This window comes from Naumannella halotolerans, from assembly GCF_004364645.1.
Classification (GTDB): Bacteria; Actinomycetota; Actinomycetes; order Propionibacteriales; family Propionibacteriaceae; genus Naumannella; species Naumannella halotolerans.
Window position 1 is genome coordinate 606,056 of record NZ_SOAW01000001.1, and the last position, 16,968, is coordinate 623,023.

15 protein-coding genes and 1 pseudogene are annotated in these 16,968 nt (G+C 69.5%); 2 read left to right on the plus strand and 14 right to left on the minus strand.

Annotated elements, in window-relative coordinates; all coding sequences use genetic code 11:
• Positions 1 to 102: 102 nt before the first annotated feature.
• The 14 genes and pseudogenes from CLV29_RS02860 to CLV29_RS02925 all read right to left on the minus strand — a co-directional run bounded on the left by CLV29_RS02860 (position 103) and on the right by CLV29_RS02925 (position 14,555).
• Positions 103 to 417: a hypothetical protein gene (locus tag CLV29_RS02860; RefSeq protein ID WP_166649106.1), complete on the minus strand. Its 315-nt coding sequence runs from the start codon at positions 415 to 417 to the stop codon at positions 103 to 105.
• Complete coding sequence (gene lnt / locus CLV29_RS02865; protein WP_133753557.1) at positions 401 to 2,140, minus strand: apolipoprotein N-acyltransferase; 1,740 nt, start codon at positions 2,138 to 2,140, stop codon at positions 401 to 403. Before lnt ends, CLV29_RS02860 begins: the two co-directional genes overlap by 17 nt.
• Positions 2,137 to 3,086 (minus strand): annotated as a pseudogene (gene lgt / locus CLV29_RS17175) (prolipoprotein diacylglyceryl transferase). Before lgt ends, lnt begins: the two are co-directional and overlap by 4 nt.
• 313 nt (positions 3,087 to 3,399) lie before the next feature.
• The gene (locus tag CLV29_RS02875; RefSeq protein WP_133753558.1) at positions 3,400 to 3,702 is read right to left on the minus strand and encodes a hypothetical protein; all 303 of its coding nucleotides are present in this window, start codon (positions 3,700 to 3,702) and stop codon (positions 3,400 to 3,402) included.
• Positions 3,702 to 4,469, minus strand: coding sequence for a cytochrome c biogenesis CcdA family protein (locus tag CLV29_RS02880; protein WP_133753559.1), 768 nt, complete (start codon positions 4,467 to 4,469; stop codon positions 3,702 to 3,704). Before CLV29_RS02880 ends, CLV29_RS02875 begins: the two co-directional genes overlap by 1 nt.
• 6 nt (positions 4,470 to 4,475) lie before the next feature.
• Positions 4,476 to 5,084 carry a TlpA family protein disulfide reductase gene (locus tag CLV29_RS17105; RefSeq protein WP_133753560.1) on the minus strand — a complete coding sequence of 203 codons (609 nt, stop codon included), beginning with the start codon at positions 5,082 to 5,084 and terminating at the stop codon, positions 4,476 to 4,478.
• Between the two features lie 205 nt (positions 5,085 to 5,289).
• Positions 5,290 to 5,796: a hypothetical protein gene (locus CLV29_RS02890; RefSeq protein ID WP_133753561.1), complete on the minus strand. Its 507-nt coding sequence runs from the start codon at positions 5,794 to 5,796 to the stop codon at positions 5,290 to 5,292.
• Between the two features lie 285 nt (positions 5,797 to 6,081).
• Positions 6,082 to 7,263 carry a permease gene (locus tag CLV29_RS02895; protein WP_133753562.1) on the minus strand — a complete coding sequence of 394 codons (1,182 nt, stop codon included), beginning with the start codon at positions 7,261 to 7,263 and terminating at the stop codon, positions 6,082 to 6,084.
• A 254-nt stretch (positions 7,264 to 7,517) separates the two neighbouring features.
• Positions 7,518 to 8,042 (minus strand): carboxymuconolactone decarboxylase family protein, encoded by a 525-nt coding sequence (locus tag CLV29_RS02900; protein WP_133753563.1) that lies wholly within the window; start codon positions 8,040 to 8,042, stop codon positions 7,518 to 7,520.
• Between the two features lie 44 nt (positions 8,043 to 8,086).
• Positions 8,087 to 8,443: a metal-sensitive transcriptional regulator gene (locus CLV29_RS02905; RefSeq protein ID WP_208292732.1), complete on the minus strand. Its 357-nt coding sequence runs from the start codon at positions 8,441 to 8,443 to the stop codon at positions 8,087 to 8,089.
• A gap of 11 nt (positions 8,444 to 8,454) precedes the next feature.
• On the minus strand, positions 8,455 to 10,650 hold the full coding sequence (locus tag CLV29_RS02910) for a heavy metal translocating P-type ATPase (RefSeq protein WP_133753565.1): 2,196 nt from the start codon (positions 10,648 to 10,650) through the stop codon (positions 8,455 to 8,457).
• A gap of 44 nt (positions 10,651 to 10,694) precedes the next feature.
• The gene (locus CLV29_RS02915; protein ID WP_133753566.1) at positions 10,695 to 11,285 is read right to left on the minus strand and encodes a YdhK family protein; all 591 of its coding nucleotides are present in this window, start codon (positions 11,283 to 11,285) and stop codon (positions 10,695 to 10,697) included.
• A gap of 635 nt (positions 11,286 to 11,920) precedes the next feature.
• Entirely contained in the window at positions 11,921 to 14,200 is a 2,280-nt protein-coding gene (locus CLV29_RS02920) for a heavy metal translocating P-type ATPase (protein WP_133753567.1), read from the minus strand.
• A 58-nt stretch (positions 14,201 to 14,258) separates the two neighbouring features.
• The gene (locus CLV29_RS02925) at positions 14,259 to 14,555 is read right to left on the minus strand and encodes a heavy-metal-associated domain-containing protein (protein ID WP_133753568.1); all 297 of its coding nucleotides are present in this window, start codon (positions 14,553 to 14,555) and stop codon (positions 14,259 to 14,261) included.
• A gap of 151 nt (positions 14,556 to 14,706) precedes the next feature.
• Here CLV29_RS02925 and CLV29_RS02930 point away from each other — a divergent pair, with 151 nt between their 5' ends.
• Together CLV29_RS02930 and CLV29_RS02935 are read left to right on the plus strand one after the other, a co-directional pair.
• A complete protein-coding gene (locus tag CLV29_RS02930; RefSeq protein ID WP_133753569.1) occupies positions 14,707 to 15,153 on the plus strand; it encodes a DUF6153 family protein in 447 nt (148 codons plus the stop codon).
• A 207-nt stretch (positions 15,154 to 15,360) separates the two neighbouring features.
• On the plus strand, positions 15,361 to 16,866 hold the full coding sequence (locus CLV29_RS02935; protein WP_133753570.1) for a multicopper oxidase family protein: 1,506 nt from the start codon (positions 15,361 to 15,363) through the stop codon (positions 16,864 to 16,866).
• The last annotated feature ends 102 nt before the right edge of the window (positions 16,867 to 16,968 follow it).

The following is a 16,968-nucleotide window of genomic DNA, read 5'->3' on the forward strand; positions in this document are numbered from 1 at the left end:
CCGACGAATTGCTCGGCGGCACGGGTTCGGCTGACGTCAACACCATCGGGTGCATCAGCGCGAGGCTGACCAGCAGGGCGAGGCCGGTCGCGCGGGAGACGCTCATTCCTCCGACACCTCCGGGCTGGCGAGCTCGCTTTCCCAGAGCTGGAAGTCGTCAGAGGTGTCTTCGGTGCTGCCAGCCGCCCTCCGCAACCAGATCATCGACACGGCGCAGACGGTCAACAGCGTCGCGATCGACGCCACAGTGACGGCACCGCGACGCCAAAGGTCCACAAGTAGCAGGCAGGCGCTCCAGGCTCCGGCCACCTGGAGCAACCCGGGAAACACTCGTGCAGAAGGGCGCGTCCGTACGCAGCCCAGGCCGGTCGCCACCATCAGAACCGCGGTGCAGATCAGGCTACTCACGATCATCATCACGCTCCTGCCGCTCTCGCCGGCGGGCGCGGCCACGCCCGACCGTCGCCGTGAGGCAGCCGCTCAGCGCGAGGAGTGCGAGGCCACGCTCCAGCCAGGGGGCGATCCGCACCGCCGGGGTGATGTTGGTGCGCAGCGGCATCGTCACCACGGTCGAGGCGGCGGTGCGCTCGTGGGTCTTCCACTGCACACGGCCGTCCCGGCCGATGAAGCCGGAGACTCCGTTGGTGGTGGCGACGGCGATCTCGCGGCGGGTCTCCATCGCTCGTGCCCGGGTGATGGCGAACTGCTGGTCGACCTGGCCGGTCCCGACGTAGGTCGCATTGTTGCTCTGGACCAGGAAGAGCTGCGCACCGCCGGTGATCACGTCGTAGATCGTGTCGTCGTAGGCCAGCTCGAAACAGATCGCATCCCCCACGATGACCGGCTGCTCCGGGCCGCCGGCCAGGCGGAGGGGGACCGGGAGTGCGCCGGGCCGGGTGCCCGGCACCGACTGTGCGCCGACCAGCTTCAAGATCGGGAACACGGGCAGCAGTCGGTCGCGGAAGGGGATCCATTCGCCGAACGGGACCAGGTTGCGCTTGTCGTAGCGGGCCACGATGCCCCGGCGGGGGTCCCACCACAGGCCGCTGGTCTGCCGCTGGTCGACGCCGGGGCCGTCCATCACCGCTCCGGCGAAGATGGGAACCCCGGCAAGCTCGGTCGCGGACTGCAGCTGGTCGCGCGTGATCGGGTCGACGGTCGGGTCGATGTCGGTGGAGTTCTCCGGCCACAGGACGAAGTCGGGCCGGGCGATCCGTCCCTGGTCTGCGGCGTTGATCAGTCGGCGGGTCTCCTGGACGTGGTTCGCGGTGACGGCGCGCATCCGGCCCATCGCGTCGATCCCTTTCCCCGGCACGTTGCCCTGGACTATGCCCACACGCGCCTTCTGTGCAGGGGCCGGCGGGCCGGGATTCCACCCGGACAGGGCCAAACCCGTGCCCATCACGATCGACCAGGTCGCCAATGCCGGTATCGCTGTCCGGGCCACCATGCTGCGTGTCAGCGGTCCGTGCGATCGCCGTGCCCGGATGATCTCGATCGCCAGCCAGCCGACGCACTGGGCCAGCAGAGCCACCGCGAACGACACGCCTACGGTGCCGATGAAGGGCAGCAGTCCGGCCAGCGGGGTATCCACTGCGGTGTAGGCCAGACGGGTCCAGCCGAAACCGCCGAACGGATATCGCGAGTAGAGGTACTCGACGCCGACCCAGGCAGCAGCGGCGATCACCGGCCAGAACCGGAGCCGCCCGATCATCGACAGCGCGACGCCGAGCAGCCCGAAGAAGACGGCCTCGAATCCGATCAGGCCGACCACACCCAGGTAGGCGGCCGCGCCGCCGCCGACGATCACCCGGACCCAGCCGATCGCCACCAGGAGCATCGCCACCCCGAACGCGTACCCGGCCGCGAAGCCGCGACGTGCCGGAGCCTTGCGAACGGCCACCGACAGTCCCGCTACGCCGAGGAAGCCCAGCGGCCACAGCGCGTACGGCTGAAACGCGAACCCGACCGCGGACCCGGACAGGGTCGCCAAGATCAGCCGGCCCAGCGATCGGAGCCTGCGATCGGCGAGGATCCCGCTCGAAGCCGCACCGGTTGACCCGCTGAGAACAGCACCGTCCACCACGCTGGCTGCCGCGCTGGCGATGCTGCCGGTCGACGTATCACGCCGGGACGTCATGCCCGACCACCGTCTCGGCTCCCAGCGCTACCCGAGTGTTGCCCTTCCGATGTGGGCCGTTGGATCGTCGATGCTGGCTGGTCCCTCGGAGGGTTGCTCGGCTGGCCGGCGTCGTGGACCTGGTCGCCCTCCACGATTTCCTCCCGGCCCGGCTTGTTGCGGATCAGCCAGAGGAAGCAGCTCAGGGCGGCCAGGAAGACGATCACCGAGACGTAGTCGTTGAGCCGGAACGGGCCGAGGTGATGCGCGGGGTCGATGCGCAGGTGCTCCACCCATGCTCTGCCGGCGGTGTAGAGCATCACATACAGCATGAACGCCTTGCCGTGGCCCAGCCGGAACCGACGGTCGAGCGCAATCACCGCGATGCCACCGCGAGGTCCCAGATCAGCTCGTACAGGAACGTCGGGTGGAAGGTGGCGTACTGCTCGTAGCCGACGGGCCGGTACTGCGGGTCGATCTCCAAGGCCCACGGCAGCGTGGACGGCCGGCCGAAGAGCTCCTGATTGAACCAGTTGCCCAGGCGGCCGACGGCCTGGGCGATGGCCACCCCCGGCGCGAGAGCATCGGCGAGCGCCCAGAATCTGATCCGGCGGCGGCGCGCGACCAGGTAGCCGCCGAACGCGCCGAGCGCGACACCGCCCCAGATGCCCAGGCCGCCGTCCCAGACGAAGAACGCTCGATACCAGGTGCGGCCCGGTCCGAAGTAGAGCTGGTAGTCGGTGATCACGTGGTAGAGGCGGGCTCCGACGATGCCGAACGGCACCGATACCAGGGCGACGGTCTCGACCGCGTCGCGGCTGCCGCCTCGGGCGATCCACCGTCGGGTGGCGACGATCGTGCCGATGATCACGCCCGCGATGATGCACAGCGCGTACGCCCGGATCGGGAGTCGCCCGAACAGCAACCATTCCCTCCACGGAGGGCTCGGAATGAAGAGCACGGGCAGGACGTGGTCTATCACGGGCACGACTCCTTTCCGACCTCGGCGTGGCGGAACTCGGACGTGCCGAGTACCGAGCGGCCGGTAGGCGGAGCCCCGCGCAACGCCCGAAGGGGAGCGTAATGGGGGACGTAATCGGTATCGCTTCGATGCCTGGGAACGCTGGTGCCTGGCCACCGGGCCATCGCCGGTGCGGGGGACGGAATCATTGGCTGCCTCCGCTGGGTTTCAAGGGTGTCGAGAGATTGGCGGCGTCATGCCGTGAGCGTCTGCCGTTGTCCGGAGCAGTTCGACATTGCATGGGCTCGGTGAGTGCTCGTCAGCGATGATTCTGACGACCGGATCCTGGGCGGCGGGAAGTGATGACAATGCTGCCGACAACTGCGAGAACGCCGGCCGCGGGATATCCGAGCACCAGGTCTTGCCAGCCCATGGCCAGTGGGATCGGCCTCCATCCCAGGTGCGCGAGCCAGTGCGTGATGCCCATCACCACGGCCAGCACGACCAGGATCCAACCGGCGACGCGGCGCGGAGTCCACACGCGCAGTTGACGGTTCATCTCGCGTTGGCGTTGCTTTCGACGGCGCTGGTCCGGAGTGCCGTTTCCGTGCGGTCGTTTCATCAGATCACCGTCACGAATCCGCTGATGGATTGTCGGAGCGCACCGATCACATTGGTCCACAAACCGGTGGCCATCAGCAGGCCGACGATGATCATGGAGACGCCGCCGATGCGCATGATCAACTGTTGCCTGTTCCGCAGTGCGCGGGCGGCGGTGCTGATCTTGTTGAACGCGATCGCCGCGGCGATGAACGGGATGCCGAGTCCGAGCGTGTACGCGATGGCCAGCCACGCCCCTTTGGCTGCGGTCGCCTGACTCATCGCCATGGTCAGCACGACCCCGAGGGTCGGCCCGATGCACGGCGTCCAGCCCAGCCCGAAGACGAAGCCGATCAGCGGGGCCGCGAGAAGCCCGAAGCGAGGTAGCCAACTGAGTCGCAGGTCGCGCTGGGCGAAGCGGAGGAGGCCGGCGAAGGCCAGTCCGAGCCCGATCATGATCACGCCCATGACTCGGGTGAGCGGGTCCTGCCAGGTGATGAACCTGCTGCCCAGCAGCCCGGCCAGGGACGCGCTCGCAACGAAGACCACGCCGAACCCGGCGACGAACAGGCTGCTGCCCATCAAGGTCCGTCCCAGACGATGCCGTGAGCCGCCGGCGACGAGATCGGCGGCAGACATGCCAGTGGCGTAGGAGATGTAGCCGGGCAGCAGCGGGATGACGCAGGGGGAGAAGAACGACACCAAACCGGCGAGGAACGCGACCGGGAGGGCGACCGGCATCGACCCGCTCACCGACTGTGTCGCCCATGCGGCCAGTTGATCAAGCATTGCCGCTCACCTGCCGTTGGCGGTGTCGTTGATCAACTGGGTCAGGGTGTCGCGATCGACGGGGCCCGTGATTCGGGCCGCGCTGCGCTGCTGCTCGTCGATCACCAGCGTTGTTGGGATGGCGGTGGTCGACAGTTGCCCGGAGAACTTGACCAACTGTTGCCCCTCGGGGTCGAAAATGCTCGGATACGGCATCTTGACGGCACGGCTGAACGCCTGCGCCGCATCTCGCTGATCCCTGATGTTGAGGCCGACGAAGCGGGCGACCTCGGCCGTGCTGCGGCTCGCAGCGGCCAGGTCGGGGGCCTCCTTGCGGCAGGGGCCGCACCAAGAGGCCCAGACATTGATCACCACGACCTTGCCCGGATGCCTCGTAGTCGCGGCCCCCGATCCCATGACCTTGGGCCCTTCGGCGACTGCGGCTCGCTGCCGGTCGGACGGCTTGAACAGAACTAGGCCTGGATCGGGGACGGCTCCGCGACTGGTGCCACCAGTCGGGGATGCACCGGCACCAGGAGTGCAGGCCGAAGTAACGAGAAGAAGCGTTGCCGAGGCGGCTGCCGCGACAACGACACGCCGGTTCTTGACCGGGCCGGGCCTGGCGAGACGAAGCATATGGGATCTCCGAATACGGGCACACGGATGCAGATCACCGAACGCGAGTGGGTTCGTGTGAACAGGGGCAGCCGATGGTATGCCAGCTGAACGTGGCGATGCACGCAGGGAACAGCGCGGGCGTCTCGCCGCGGCACTGGCGGCGGTAGACGGTCACGCCATGGAAGTCAACGCGGCGAGAGAGGCTGTGCCTCCCCTTCGCCGATCAGGTCAGACAGATCCCGAACATGAGTAGAGATCGAGCCGCCGGTATGTAGCGCGCGTAGGAGACCTGCCCGACCTGGGTTGCCATCCGCGGCAGAATACGGATCACCGATGCGCCGGGACGACGGAGCCTCCAGCCCACCAGGACAACCATCAGGGCGATCATGCATGCCGCGGCGAGCAGCGGGCAGCTGCCGTCGCCGGAGCCGTGGTCGGAGTCGGAGGAGGGCTTCATCGAGAAGCTGCTGCGCAGCGGGGCGGCGTGGAGGGGCGGCGACACGGCCGCCAGTGCGCTCGCACGCCATCTGTGATCCGCCGCGCGGTCTTCCTCGGTCTGGGCTTGCCGATGCGCGGCCGGGCTGACGATGGCTTGGGTATGCGGCGTCGCCGACGTCTGGCTGGAGGTTTGAATGGTGGCTACCGCGCCGAGCACGATCGCGACGGCTGCGACGAGGACGACGATCCAGCCGAGGAATCGGCTGGATGTCGGGACCGGGCGCACACGCACGGGCACACCATACCTCAGATGGACTAATCAGTCATGCACTGCCGTGAAGCTGGGGCCAAGACAAGCCGAGCCCAGGGGGACACGGCTGTCCATCACCGAGACGGCGGGGCGGCGTTCGCTGCGGCGCGGGAGGGCGCTAGCTGCGGAAGCGGTCGCTCAAACCGCGGCGGGGGAGGGACGCTGTGGGGACGAGAGGTCGCCGCCATGATGGTCCGCAAGCACGACGCCGCCGCGGCAGCGTCGGGTGGCCGACGGGTGGAGACCCGCGGGGCCGCACTGTTGGTGTCAGCCGTGGGCGGGTGAACCGGAGCTGCCGGGTTCGGTGGGTCGGGGGGATCCGCCCATCATGCCGAGCATGCTGCCGCTGCCCGTGCGGAAGAAGACCAGGAGGAGAATGCCTGCGAGGGCGAGGAAGGCGATGTTGAGCCAGGTGGTGTAGTTCCAGCTGATGCCTGTCTCGCCGATGGACAGATTCCGAAAACTGGGCACGAGCCCGAGCGGGCCGAAGATCAGCTCGACCACGTACCCGGCGATCGCCATCGCGGCGTAGAAGATCAGGCCGATACGAATCGTGGCCTTCCATCCGTAGTACTTGCGGTAGATCAGGATGATCGGGACGATGATCAGGTCGGCGAAGAGGAAGCTGACAACCCCGCCGAAGCTGATGCCGCCATTCCACAGCACCGCCGCGAGCGGCACGTTGCCCACCGAGCAGACGAAGCTGATGACGGCCAGAAGCGGCCCGATCAGTGGACCCAGCACGAAGGAGGCGACGGGGTCGTCGGTGAAGAACACCGCCTGAAGCCAGGCCTTCGGCACCCAGGCGGCGAACGCGCCGGCGATCAGCAGCCCCAGCACGATGTCGCGGAGCACGGCGGTCCAGTCCATCACGAAGTAGCGGGAGACCGCGGTCACGCCGTCCCGGGAGAGCAAGCGGGACCAGAACCCGGCGTCGCCCGGAACCGACATGTCCATGGCGGCGTGTCCCTCCATCGATCCGGCCAGCCCCCGGTCTGCCTGCTGGCGGGCGGCGTCGACGATGCGGCCGCGCATCCAGAGCCTGAATCCGAGCGCGACCAGCACGATCATGATCGGGCCGCCGACGAACTCAGCCGCGGTGAACTGCCAGCCCATGACGAACCACAGCACGAGCCCCAGCTCGAGCACCAGGTTGGTCGAGGCGATCTCGAAGGCCATGGCCGCGGCGAAGTGCGCTCCCTTGCGGAACAGTGCCCGCGCCAGCGCGACGGCGGCATAGGAGCACGACGAGGACGCCGCCCCCATCAGCGCGGAGACCGCGATCGACCTCGGCGAGTCGTCCGACATCAGTTGGGTGACGCGCTCCGTGCGCACGACTGCCTGGATGACGCCCGACAGCGTGAAGCCGAGGACCAGCGGCCAAAGGATCTGCCATCCCATCGCTCCGGCCATCGCCAGCGCACGACCGACCGCATTCAGCACGTCCATCAGGAACCCTCCTCACATCGCCGCTCACGGCGAACGCGCCACACCCGTGTCCGCACATCGGCGAACCACGCTGCCCAGTTCGCGGTGATGAAGCCGTGCGGACCCCGCTGCGCTCGTCACCCACGTCCGAACTCGTACCCGCGGTGGAGGACGGCAAGCAGTGGGACGTTGGCGGAAGCCGACGGGACCGACCAGGAAACCGATCAGTACCTCAGCGGCCAATCAGCACGGCTCCAGGTCGTGGGACGCTCGCGTCAGCGCTGCTCATCAGGTCTCAGTCCGGCGACGAGGTTGAACGCGCCGGTGAGGATGTTGAGCGCGACGACGCCGACGACGTCGGCGATCGCGCGGTCGCTGTAGCCGAAAGCACGGAGCTGGTCGATCTGCTCGTCGGTGACGGAGGTCGGTTCCCGATAGACCTGCAGCCCGAGCCGGATCATCGCCGCCACGGACGGCTCGCTCGACGTGCCCTGGTGGGCGAGGCTGATCTCCTCCTCGGCGACGCCCAGGGAGCGGGCGGCGGCGACGTGCGAGTCGAGGCACAGGCCGCAGCCCTGCTGCGCCTGCACGGCGATGGAGATCAGCTCGCTGATCCTCCGGTCGAGCTTGGCGCGGCGCATGGCCCGGCTCAGCTGCAGATAGCCGCCGAGGACGGCCGGGGAGTGGGCCATCGTGGAGACCATGTCGCCCACGGTGCCGTGGCGCTCGACGAGCTCGCCGAGCAGGTCCCGGGACGCGCCGACGGCGGTCTCCGCGGTCAGCGGGTCGAAACGGGGCATCGGTCCTTGCTCCTTCGTGTGCGCGGGTGCGCTGCTCGCGAGCCTCAGGAGCGGACGAGGCGGTTGATCGCGTCGGTGGCTTCCTGGATCTTGGCGATGGCCGCGTCGTCGTCGCCTTGCTTGGCGGCGTCGAGGACGCAGTGCTTGAGGTGATCGTCGAGCAGTCCGGTCGCCACGCCCTGCAGAGCTCGGGTGAGCGCCGAGACCTGGGTGAGGATGTCGATGCAGTACTTCTCGTCGTCGATCATCTTGGCGATGCCGCGGGCCTGGCCCTCGATGCGCTTCATGCGCGTCAGGTAGCGGTCCTTGTCGCTGATGTAGCCGTGATGGTGGGCCGCTGCGTCGACCTCGGTGCCGGGGCTGGCGGTGCCGATGTCGTCGGTGGTGGTGTCGAGTGTCATGGGCGTGTCCTTCACTTCTGGCGCTCCAGGACGGAGCGGGTGCTGGCTTGGGGTGTGAGGTCGATGCGCCGCAGCAGCTGGGCGTTGAGGGCGACGACGACGGTGGACAGCGACATCAGGATCGCGCCGACCGACATCGGCAGCACGAACCCGATGGGTGCGAGGACGCCGGCCGCGAGCGGGACGGAGATCAGGTTGTAGCCGGCGGCCCACCACAGGTTCTGCTTCATCTTCCGGTAGGCGGCCTTCGACAGCTGGATGACCGAGAGCACCGAGCGGGGGTCGGAGCTGGCGAGGATGACGCCGGCGGAGGCGATGGCGACGTCGGTGCCGGCTCCGATGGCGATTCCGACGTCGGCCTGGGCAAGGGCGGGGGCGTCGTTGACGCCGTCGCCGACCATGGCCACCTTCTTGCCCTCGTGCTGCAGCTGGGCGACCTTGGCCGACTTGTCCTCGGGGCGGACGCCGGCGAAGACGCGGTCGATGCCGAGCTCCCGGCCGACCTCGTTCGCGACGGCCTCGGCGTCGCCGGTGATCATGACGACCTCGACGCCGAGCCGGTGCAGGGCGTCGACGGCGTCGCGGGACTCCGATCGGACCTCGTCGGCGAGCTTGAGCCCGCCGACCACCTGGCCGTCGCGCAGGACGTGCAGGATGATCGCGCCCTCGCCGCGCCAGGCATCGGCCGCGTCGATCTCGGACTGGCCGGTCTCCTCGAGCAGCCGGGGCCCGCCGACGCGGATTGCGTGGCCGGCCACAGTCGCGGTGACGCCGACGGCGGGCGAAGAGGTGAAGCCGCTCCCGGGCTCGAAGGCCAGGCTGCGGTCCTTCGCGGCGGCGACGATGGCCCGGGCGAGCGGGTGCTCGCTGTCGGCCTCGGCCGACGCCGCCAGGGCGAGCACGGCGTCGGCGTCCAGGTCTCCGGTCGGCTCGACGCCGGTGACGGTGGGCTCTCCCTTGGTGAGGGTGCCGGTCTTGTCGAACAGCACCGCGTTCACCTGGCGCATCGACTCCAGGGCGAGGCGGTCCTTGACCAGGACGCCGCCGCGGGCGGCGCGCTCGGTGGCGATGGAGACGACCAGCGGGATCGCCAGGCCCAGGGCGTGGGGGCAGGCGATCACGAGGACGGTGATCGTGCGGACCACGGCGTCGTCGGGGGACCCGGCCAGTGTCCAGACGGTCGCGGTGATCAGCGCGGCTCCGAGGGCGAACCAGAACAGCCACGCGGCGGCGCGGTCGGCGATGCGCTGGGCGCGGGAGGAGGAGTTCTGGGCTTCGGCGACGAGCCGGTTGATGCCGGCCAGGGCGGTGTCGTCACCGGTGGCGGTGATCTCGACCCGCAGGCCGGAGTCGGTGGCCACCGTGCCGGCGGTGACCGGGTCGCCCTCGCCGCGGGCGACCGGCCGGGACTCGCCGGTGATCATCGACTCGTCCATGTCGGCTCGCCCGTCGACGACGGTGCCGTCGGCAGGGACGCTGCCGCCGGGTCGGACGATGACGACGTCGCCGACGCGCAGCTCGGCCGGCGCGACCTTGACGACGTCGTCGCCCTCGACGCGCTCGGCCTCGTCGGGCAGGAGCGCGGCCAGGGAGTCCAGCGCGGAGGTGGTCTGGGCCAGGGAGCGCATCTCGATCCAGTGCCCCAGCAGCATGATCACGATCAGCAGCGCCAGCTCCCACCAGAACTCCAACTCGTGGTCGACCAGCCCGAGGGTGGCGGCCCAGGACGCGAAGAACGCCACGGTGATCGCCAGCGCGATCAGCAGCATCATCCCCGGCTTGCGGCTCTTCAGCTCGCTCCAGGCACCGGTGAGGAACGGCTTGCCGCCCCAGACGTACATGACGGTGCCGAGCACCGCTGCGACCCATCCCGACCAGCCGGGCACCGAGTAGCCCAGCAGCATGGCGAACATCGGGGAGAGCGCCACCACCGGGGCGGCGATGACGAGATTGATCCAGAACAGCCGACGGAACTGGCCCACGTGGTCGCCGTGGCCTCCATGACCGCCGTGACCCGCGTGGTCCCCGTGCGCTTCGTGTCCGCTGTGATGATCGTGCTGCCCGGGCTCCATGGTCTGGTCGTGGTGCCCGGCGTGCGGGTCGTTCCCGTGGTGGTGCGTGGTCGTCGTGACGGCGTCGTGCCCGCTGCTCGCCGTCTCGTCTGCGACGTCGCCGTGGTGGTGCTGGTGCGCGTTCGGATCTGTCATTGCTGCTTCCCTTGTCCGGGCCCTGCTCTGCGGTGGTGGCCGGCTCAGGAGGCCGGCTTGATCTCGCTCTCGACGACCCACTTGTGGTTGGTCATCTTCATGCCGCCGGCCTCGTAGTCGACCATGTAGACGGTCTGATCGGTGGAGGAGGCGATGGTGGCCTTCGCGCCCTTCATGCCCTTCATATGGTCGGCCTCCAGGGTGACCTCGGTGCCGTCGGCCAACCGCTTGCTGCCGGCGTCCTTGATCTCCTGCTGGACGACCCACTTGTGGTCCTTGACCGGATCGCCGCCGGTAGTGGGGGTGAAGTCCACAGCGTAGGTGTAAGTGCTGTAGGCCCCGACGATGGTCGCCTTCGCGCCGTCCATGCCCATCATGTGGTCGGCGGTGAGGATCACCTTCGTGCCGACCGGGTACTTCGGGGCGGCGGCGGTCTTGATGCCCGCGGGCGCGGGCCCGCCGTCCATGGGGTGCTCCATCGACGAGTGGTCCATCCCGCCGTCGCTGCTGGCCGGGGTGCTGGCTGAGCTGCTGCCGTGGCCCTGATGGTCCTGTCCGGCGCTGGTGCATCCGGTGAGGGCCAGCGCTCCGCCGAGCACTCCCGCGGCCAGTGCTGCTGTCAGTCGCTTTCGCATGTGGACTCCGTATCCTCGTCTCGATCCTGGTCTCTGCAACCGTATACCCCTATGGGGTATTCCTTCAACGTGGTGATCGTGTTGTTGGCCGCGCCCGGGAGGGAGAGTGTCGCTTGTGCCAGGATCGACGTATGGCGGGCGACGCGAGCGGAAGTGAGCTGCCGGGCTGATGACGGCTGTCGATCATGAGGTTCTGGTCGTCGGTGGCGGCCAGGCCGGGCTGGAGGTGGCGTGTGAAGAGCTTCAGCGAGTCCCACCGCGAGCGCCAGCTGCTCAGTACGCGAACCTGCCGGGCCGGGTCTTCCCTGCACCGGCCGACACCTACCCGGGGCGGGATCAGGTGGCCGACTACTCGGCCGACCGTGGCGAACCACGATCGGATCGGCCTTGCTGGGATTCGTCCAACACGACGCTCGAACCATCGCCCAGCAGATCACGGCAACCTTGCCGGGCTACAGCTAGAAGGCAATCTCCAACGCGTCACGCAGGACCGTGTATGAACGGGTCCGGGCGCGCACGCGATGAACCGATGGCCCGGCGCTCGCGCGCCCGTCTGGGCCCCGTGACCTGCGCCGCTCACAAGGCCTGATGGACCGCGGCGCACGCCGGTCTCGCCGGCGCTGATCAGGGCCTGATCATCGTGCGCGGACCGAGACGATGCTGCCGAACCCGCGCAGGCGGAGGCTGTTGCCGACGACGAAGACGGACGAGAACGCCATCGCCGCGCCCGCGAGCATGGGGTTGAGCATGCCCAGCGCCGCGACCGGGATGGCCGCGACGTTGTAGGCGAAGGCCCAGAACAGGTTGGCCTTGATCGTGCCCAGCGTCCTGCGGGAGAGCCGGATCGCGTCGACCGCGGCGCGCAGGTCGCCGCGCACCAGGGTGATGTCGGAGGCCTCGATCGCGACGTCGGTGCCGGTGCCCATGGCCAGGCCGAGGTCGGCCTGGGCCAGGGCGGGGGCGTCGTTGACGCCGTCGCCGACCATCGCGACGACCTTCCCCTCGGCCTGGAGGCGGGCGACGACGGCGACCTTGTCCTTGGGCAGGACTTCAGCGATGACCTGGTCGATGCCGACCTCGGCGGCGATGCGCTTGGCCACGGCCTCGTTGTCGCCGGTCAGCAGCACCGGCGTCAGGCCCAGGCCCTTCAGTCCCTGGATGGCCTCGGCGCTGGTGGGCTTGACCGTGTCGGCCACGACGAGGATCCCGCGGGCCTGCCCGTCCCAGCCGACGGCGACGACGGTCTTGCCCTCGCCCTCGGCCGTCGCCTTGGCGGCGGCGACGGCGGGGGAGAGGTGCTGGGACCAGTCGGCCAGCAGGGACTCCCGGGCGACGAGCACGGCGTGGCCGTCGACGACGCCCTGCACGCCCTTGCCCTCGACGTTGGCGAAGTCCTCCGGCGTCGGCAGCTGCCCGACCTCCTGGACCGCGCCCTTGGCGACGGCCTGGGCGATCGGGTGCTCGGAGGCGTCCTCCAGGGTCCCGGCCAGGCGCAGCAGCTCGGCGCGGTCGGTGCCGGGCTCGGTGACCGCGTCGACGAGGGTCATCCTGCCGGTGGTGACGGTGCCGGTCTTGTCCAGCACTACGGTGTCAACACGGCGGGTGGACTCCAGCACCTCGGGGCCCTTGATCAGGATTCCCAGCTGCGCGCCGCGGCCGGTGCCGACGAGCAGGGCGGTCGGAGTGGCCAGGCCGAGGGCGCAGGGGCAGGCGATGACCAGGACCGCGACCGCGGCGGTGAACGCCGCGGAGACGCCGGCCCCGGAGATCAGCCACGCCGCGAGGGCGACGACCGCGATGGCGATGACGATCGGGACGAAGACGCCGGAGATCCGGTCGGCCAGGCGCTGGACGGCGGCCTTGCCGGACTGGGCGTCCTCGACGAGCCTGGCCATCTGCGCCAGCTGGGTGTCCGAGCCGACCCGGGTCGCCCGGACGACCAGTCGCCCGCCGGCGTTGACGGTCGCGCCGGTGACGGGGTCCCCGGCCGCGACCTCGACGGGCACGGACTCGCCGGTGAGCATGGAGGCGTCCACCGCGGAGGTGCCGGAGACGACCGTCCCGTCGGTGGCGATCTTCTCGCCGGGGCGGACGACGAACTCGTCGCCGACGGCCAGCTCGGAGGTCGGGACCTTGACCTCGGTCCCGTCGCGGAACACCGAGACCTCCTTCGCTCCGAGGTCGAGCAGCGCGCGCAGCGCGGCACCGGCCTGGCGCTTGGAGCGCTTCTCGAAGTAGCGGCCGGCGAGGATGAACATCGTCACCCCGGCGGCGGCCTCGAGGTAGATGTTGCTCGCGCCGTCGGAGCGTGCCAGGGCGAACTCGAACGGGTGCTTCATGCCGGGCATGCCGGCGTGGCCGAGGAACAGCGCGTAAAGCGACCACAGGAACGCCGCCGAGGTGCCCATCGAGACGAGCGTGTCCATCGTCGCGGTGCCGTGCTTGAGGTTGGTCCATGCGGCCTTGTGGAAAGGCCAGCCCGCCCAGACGATCACCGGCGCGGCCAGGGTCAGCGAGGCCCACTGCCAGTAGGTGAACTGCAGGGCAGGGATCATCGCCATCGCGATCACCGGGACGGTGAGCACGATCGACCCGATCAGCCTCTGCCTGAGCGAGGTCAGCTCCGGGTCGGCGTCCTCGCCCTCGCGGTCGGCCGTCGCGGCGGTCGTGGAGCTCGGGGGCTTGGGCAGGGCCGCGGTGTAGCCGGTCTTCTCGACCTCGGCGACCAGCAGCTGCGGGTCGTAGCCCGCGGGCACGGTGACCTTGGCCTTCTCGGTGGCGTAGTTGACCGACGCGGCGACGCCGTCGAGCTTGTTGAGGTTGCGCTCGATCCGGTTCGCGCACGAGGCGCAGGTCATCCCGCCGATCTCCAGCTCGATGCCGGCGTCCGTGCTGAGCGGCGCTGGTGCAGTCATCCTCTGCGTCCTTTCTTTCGTCCCGGCTCTTGCGGCGTCCGGCTCATGCGCAGGGCAGTCATGCCCGTGCGGTCAGTGGTGCGCGCTCAGCCCCCGTCGCCGTCGGAGTCGACGGGGAGCGTGAGCCGCGCTGGTGATGGTGTCGTCGGGCGCGCACGGCCGTGTAGCCGGCCTCCTCGACCGCGGCCAGGACCTTCGCCTCGTCGATGTCGCCGGAGCCGGACACGACGAGCTTGCCGGTCTGCGCGCTGACCTGGATCTCTTCGACGCCGGGGACCTCGCTGACCTCCTCGCGGACCGACATCTCGCAGTGCCCGCAGGTCATGCCCGTCACCTGGTACTCGTTCGCAGCCATCGATTGCCTCCTCAGTAGAGATACCCCCGGTGGGTACCGCGTACGAGCAACCGTATACCCCTGCTGGGTATTCCCGCAAGGCGGGGCGTGCGCCGCGCCGACGGATCCTCCCTCGGAGACGGGGATACGCCACCGGGGTATGCTGTGCAACGTGGAGACCGCGACCGACGAACCCCGCCGCAGCCGGCACCGGCTGCAGCTCGTCGTCCTCGCGGCTCTGCTGATCGCCGGCCTCCTCGGCATGCACTCGCTGGCCAACGGTGCCGCGGCGTCGGCCATGAGCGCCCCCATGGCCTCGATGAAGCATTCGTCCCCGGCGACGCCCGGCATCACCCACGCGGCGGCGAGTGTCTCCTCGTCATCTGCGTCCGGACCGCACGGCATGGTCCACGGCTCCGGCGGCTGCGCGGGTGCCATGAGCAGCGGCTCAGGCTCCACCTGCGTCCCCGGGCCTGCAGGCAAGAGCATCCCCGTCCTTCCCGCCCCGCTCGCCGCGACACTGCCCGAGCTCGGCCCCGCGCCCGAGCCGGTGCCGCCGCCCCAGACGCCCCGACGGCTGGCGCTGTCGCACCTGGAACTGTCGATCTATCGCACGTGAGCAGCGGGGAGCGCCCCGGCGGCGCTCCTGCCCATCGGGAGCAGGGCCAATGACCCTGCCCTGCATCTGCGACGGCATCGCGCCCTCATGGCGCTGCCCCTCGGGGCCCACGAGCCCTGCGCATCCGACCATCCGTGGTCGTCGAGCGCGTCGAGGCCGATGCCCGTGGCACCGCTCACCATCGACACAGAAGGACATCGTTCGACCATGCACACCGACCTGAACCGCCGCCAGTTCCTCGCCGCCGGCGCACTGACCCTCACCGCCGCAGGCCTCGCCGGCTGCACCTCCACCAGCAAGACGACCTCGTTCGTCAGACCGGACAGCGCCGCCGTCGCCGAGGCCGAGTCCAAGCGCCGCCGCACCGGTGCAACCGTGCAGCGAGCCCTGACTGCCGAGCCGGTCACCGTGGACCTGGCCGGGAAGGAGGCGAAGACCTGGGCGTTCAGCGGAGCATCGGCTACCAAGCCGATCCGCGGCAACGTCGGCGACACGCTCAAGGTCGCACTCACCAACAAGCTGCCCGACCCGACGACCGTGCACTGGCACGGGCTGGCGCTGCGCAACGACATGGACGGCGTGCCGAACCTCACCCAGAAGCCGGTCGGATCCGGCGGCACGTTCTCCTACGAGTTCGTGTTGCCGCACGCCGGGACCTACTGGTTCCACCCGCACGTCGGCACCCAGCTCGACCGCGGCCTGTACGCGCCGCTGATCATCGACGACCCGAACGAGAAGGCCGACTACGACCAGGAGTGGATCATCGTCCTGGACGACTGGCTCGACGGCGTCACCGCGACGCCCGACCAGGTCCTCAAGGAACTCGGCAAGGGCATGATGGACCACGGCGGAATGGACATGGGGCCGATGCGGATGGGCAACACCCTGATGGGGGCGACCTCGCCGCTGCTCGGCGGCGACGCAGGCGACGTCTACTACCCGCTCCACCTGATCAACGGCAGGCCAGCGGCCGACCCCGAAACCTTCACCGCGAAGCCGGGCCAGAAAGTCAGGCTGCGGATCATCAACGCCGGCGGCGACACCGCCTTCCGGTTCGGCGTCGCCGAGCACCCGCTCACCATCACCCACACCGACGGCTTCCCCGTGAAACCGTTCGAAGCCGAGAGCGTCGTGCTCGGCATGGGCGAGCGCTACGACGCGATCGTCACCGCCGGCGACGGAGCGTTCGCGGTCGTCGCCGAGGCCCTGGGCAAGCAGGACCAGGCCCGCGCTGTCCTGCGCACCGGATCCGGCAGTGCCCCGGCCAAGGACGCGAAGCTCCCGCAGACGAAAGCTCCCGCCACCGCGGCCGACCTCAAGGCCATCGATGCAGCCGCCCCGCCCAAGCGCGCCGTGGACCGCACACTCGTCCTCGAGCTGACCGGGGGCATGGAGAAGTACGACTGGGCGATCAACGGCAAGCGCATGGACATGGAGCAGCCCATGCGCGACGCCCTCGGCATCGCCGAAGGGGAGCGCGTCGCGCTGGAGTTCAAGAACAGCACCAAGATGTGGCATCCCATGCACCTGCACGGCCACACCTACCAGCACGCCGGCGGCGGGCCCCGCAAGGACACCTCCATCGTCCTGCCCGGCAAGGCGCTCCGCGTCGAGTTCGACGCCGACAACCCCGGCCGGTGGCTCACGCACTGCCACAACGTCTACCACGGGGAGGCCGGGATGATGACGACGATCGCCTACCAGAACGGCTGAACTCCGGCCGGACATTTCTGGGTAGGACCGGTCATCAGCGGCGGGGCCGCGTGCTCTGTGGTTGCACCGCCCCGCCGCCGTTGCCGTGCCGCTCGCTACGGT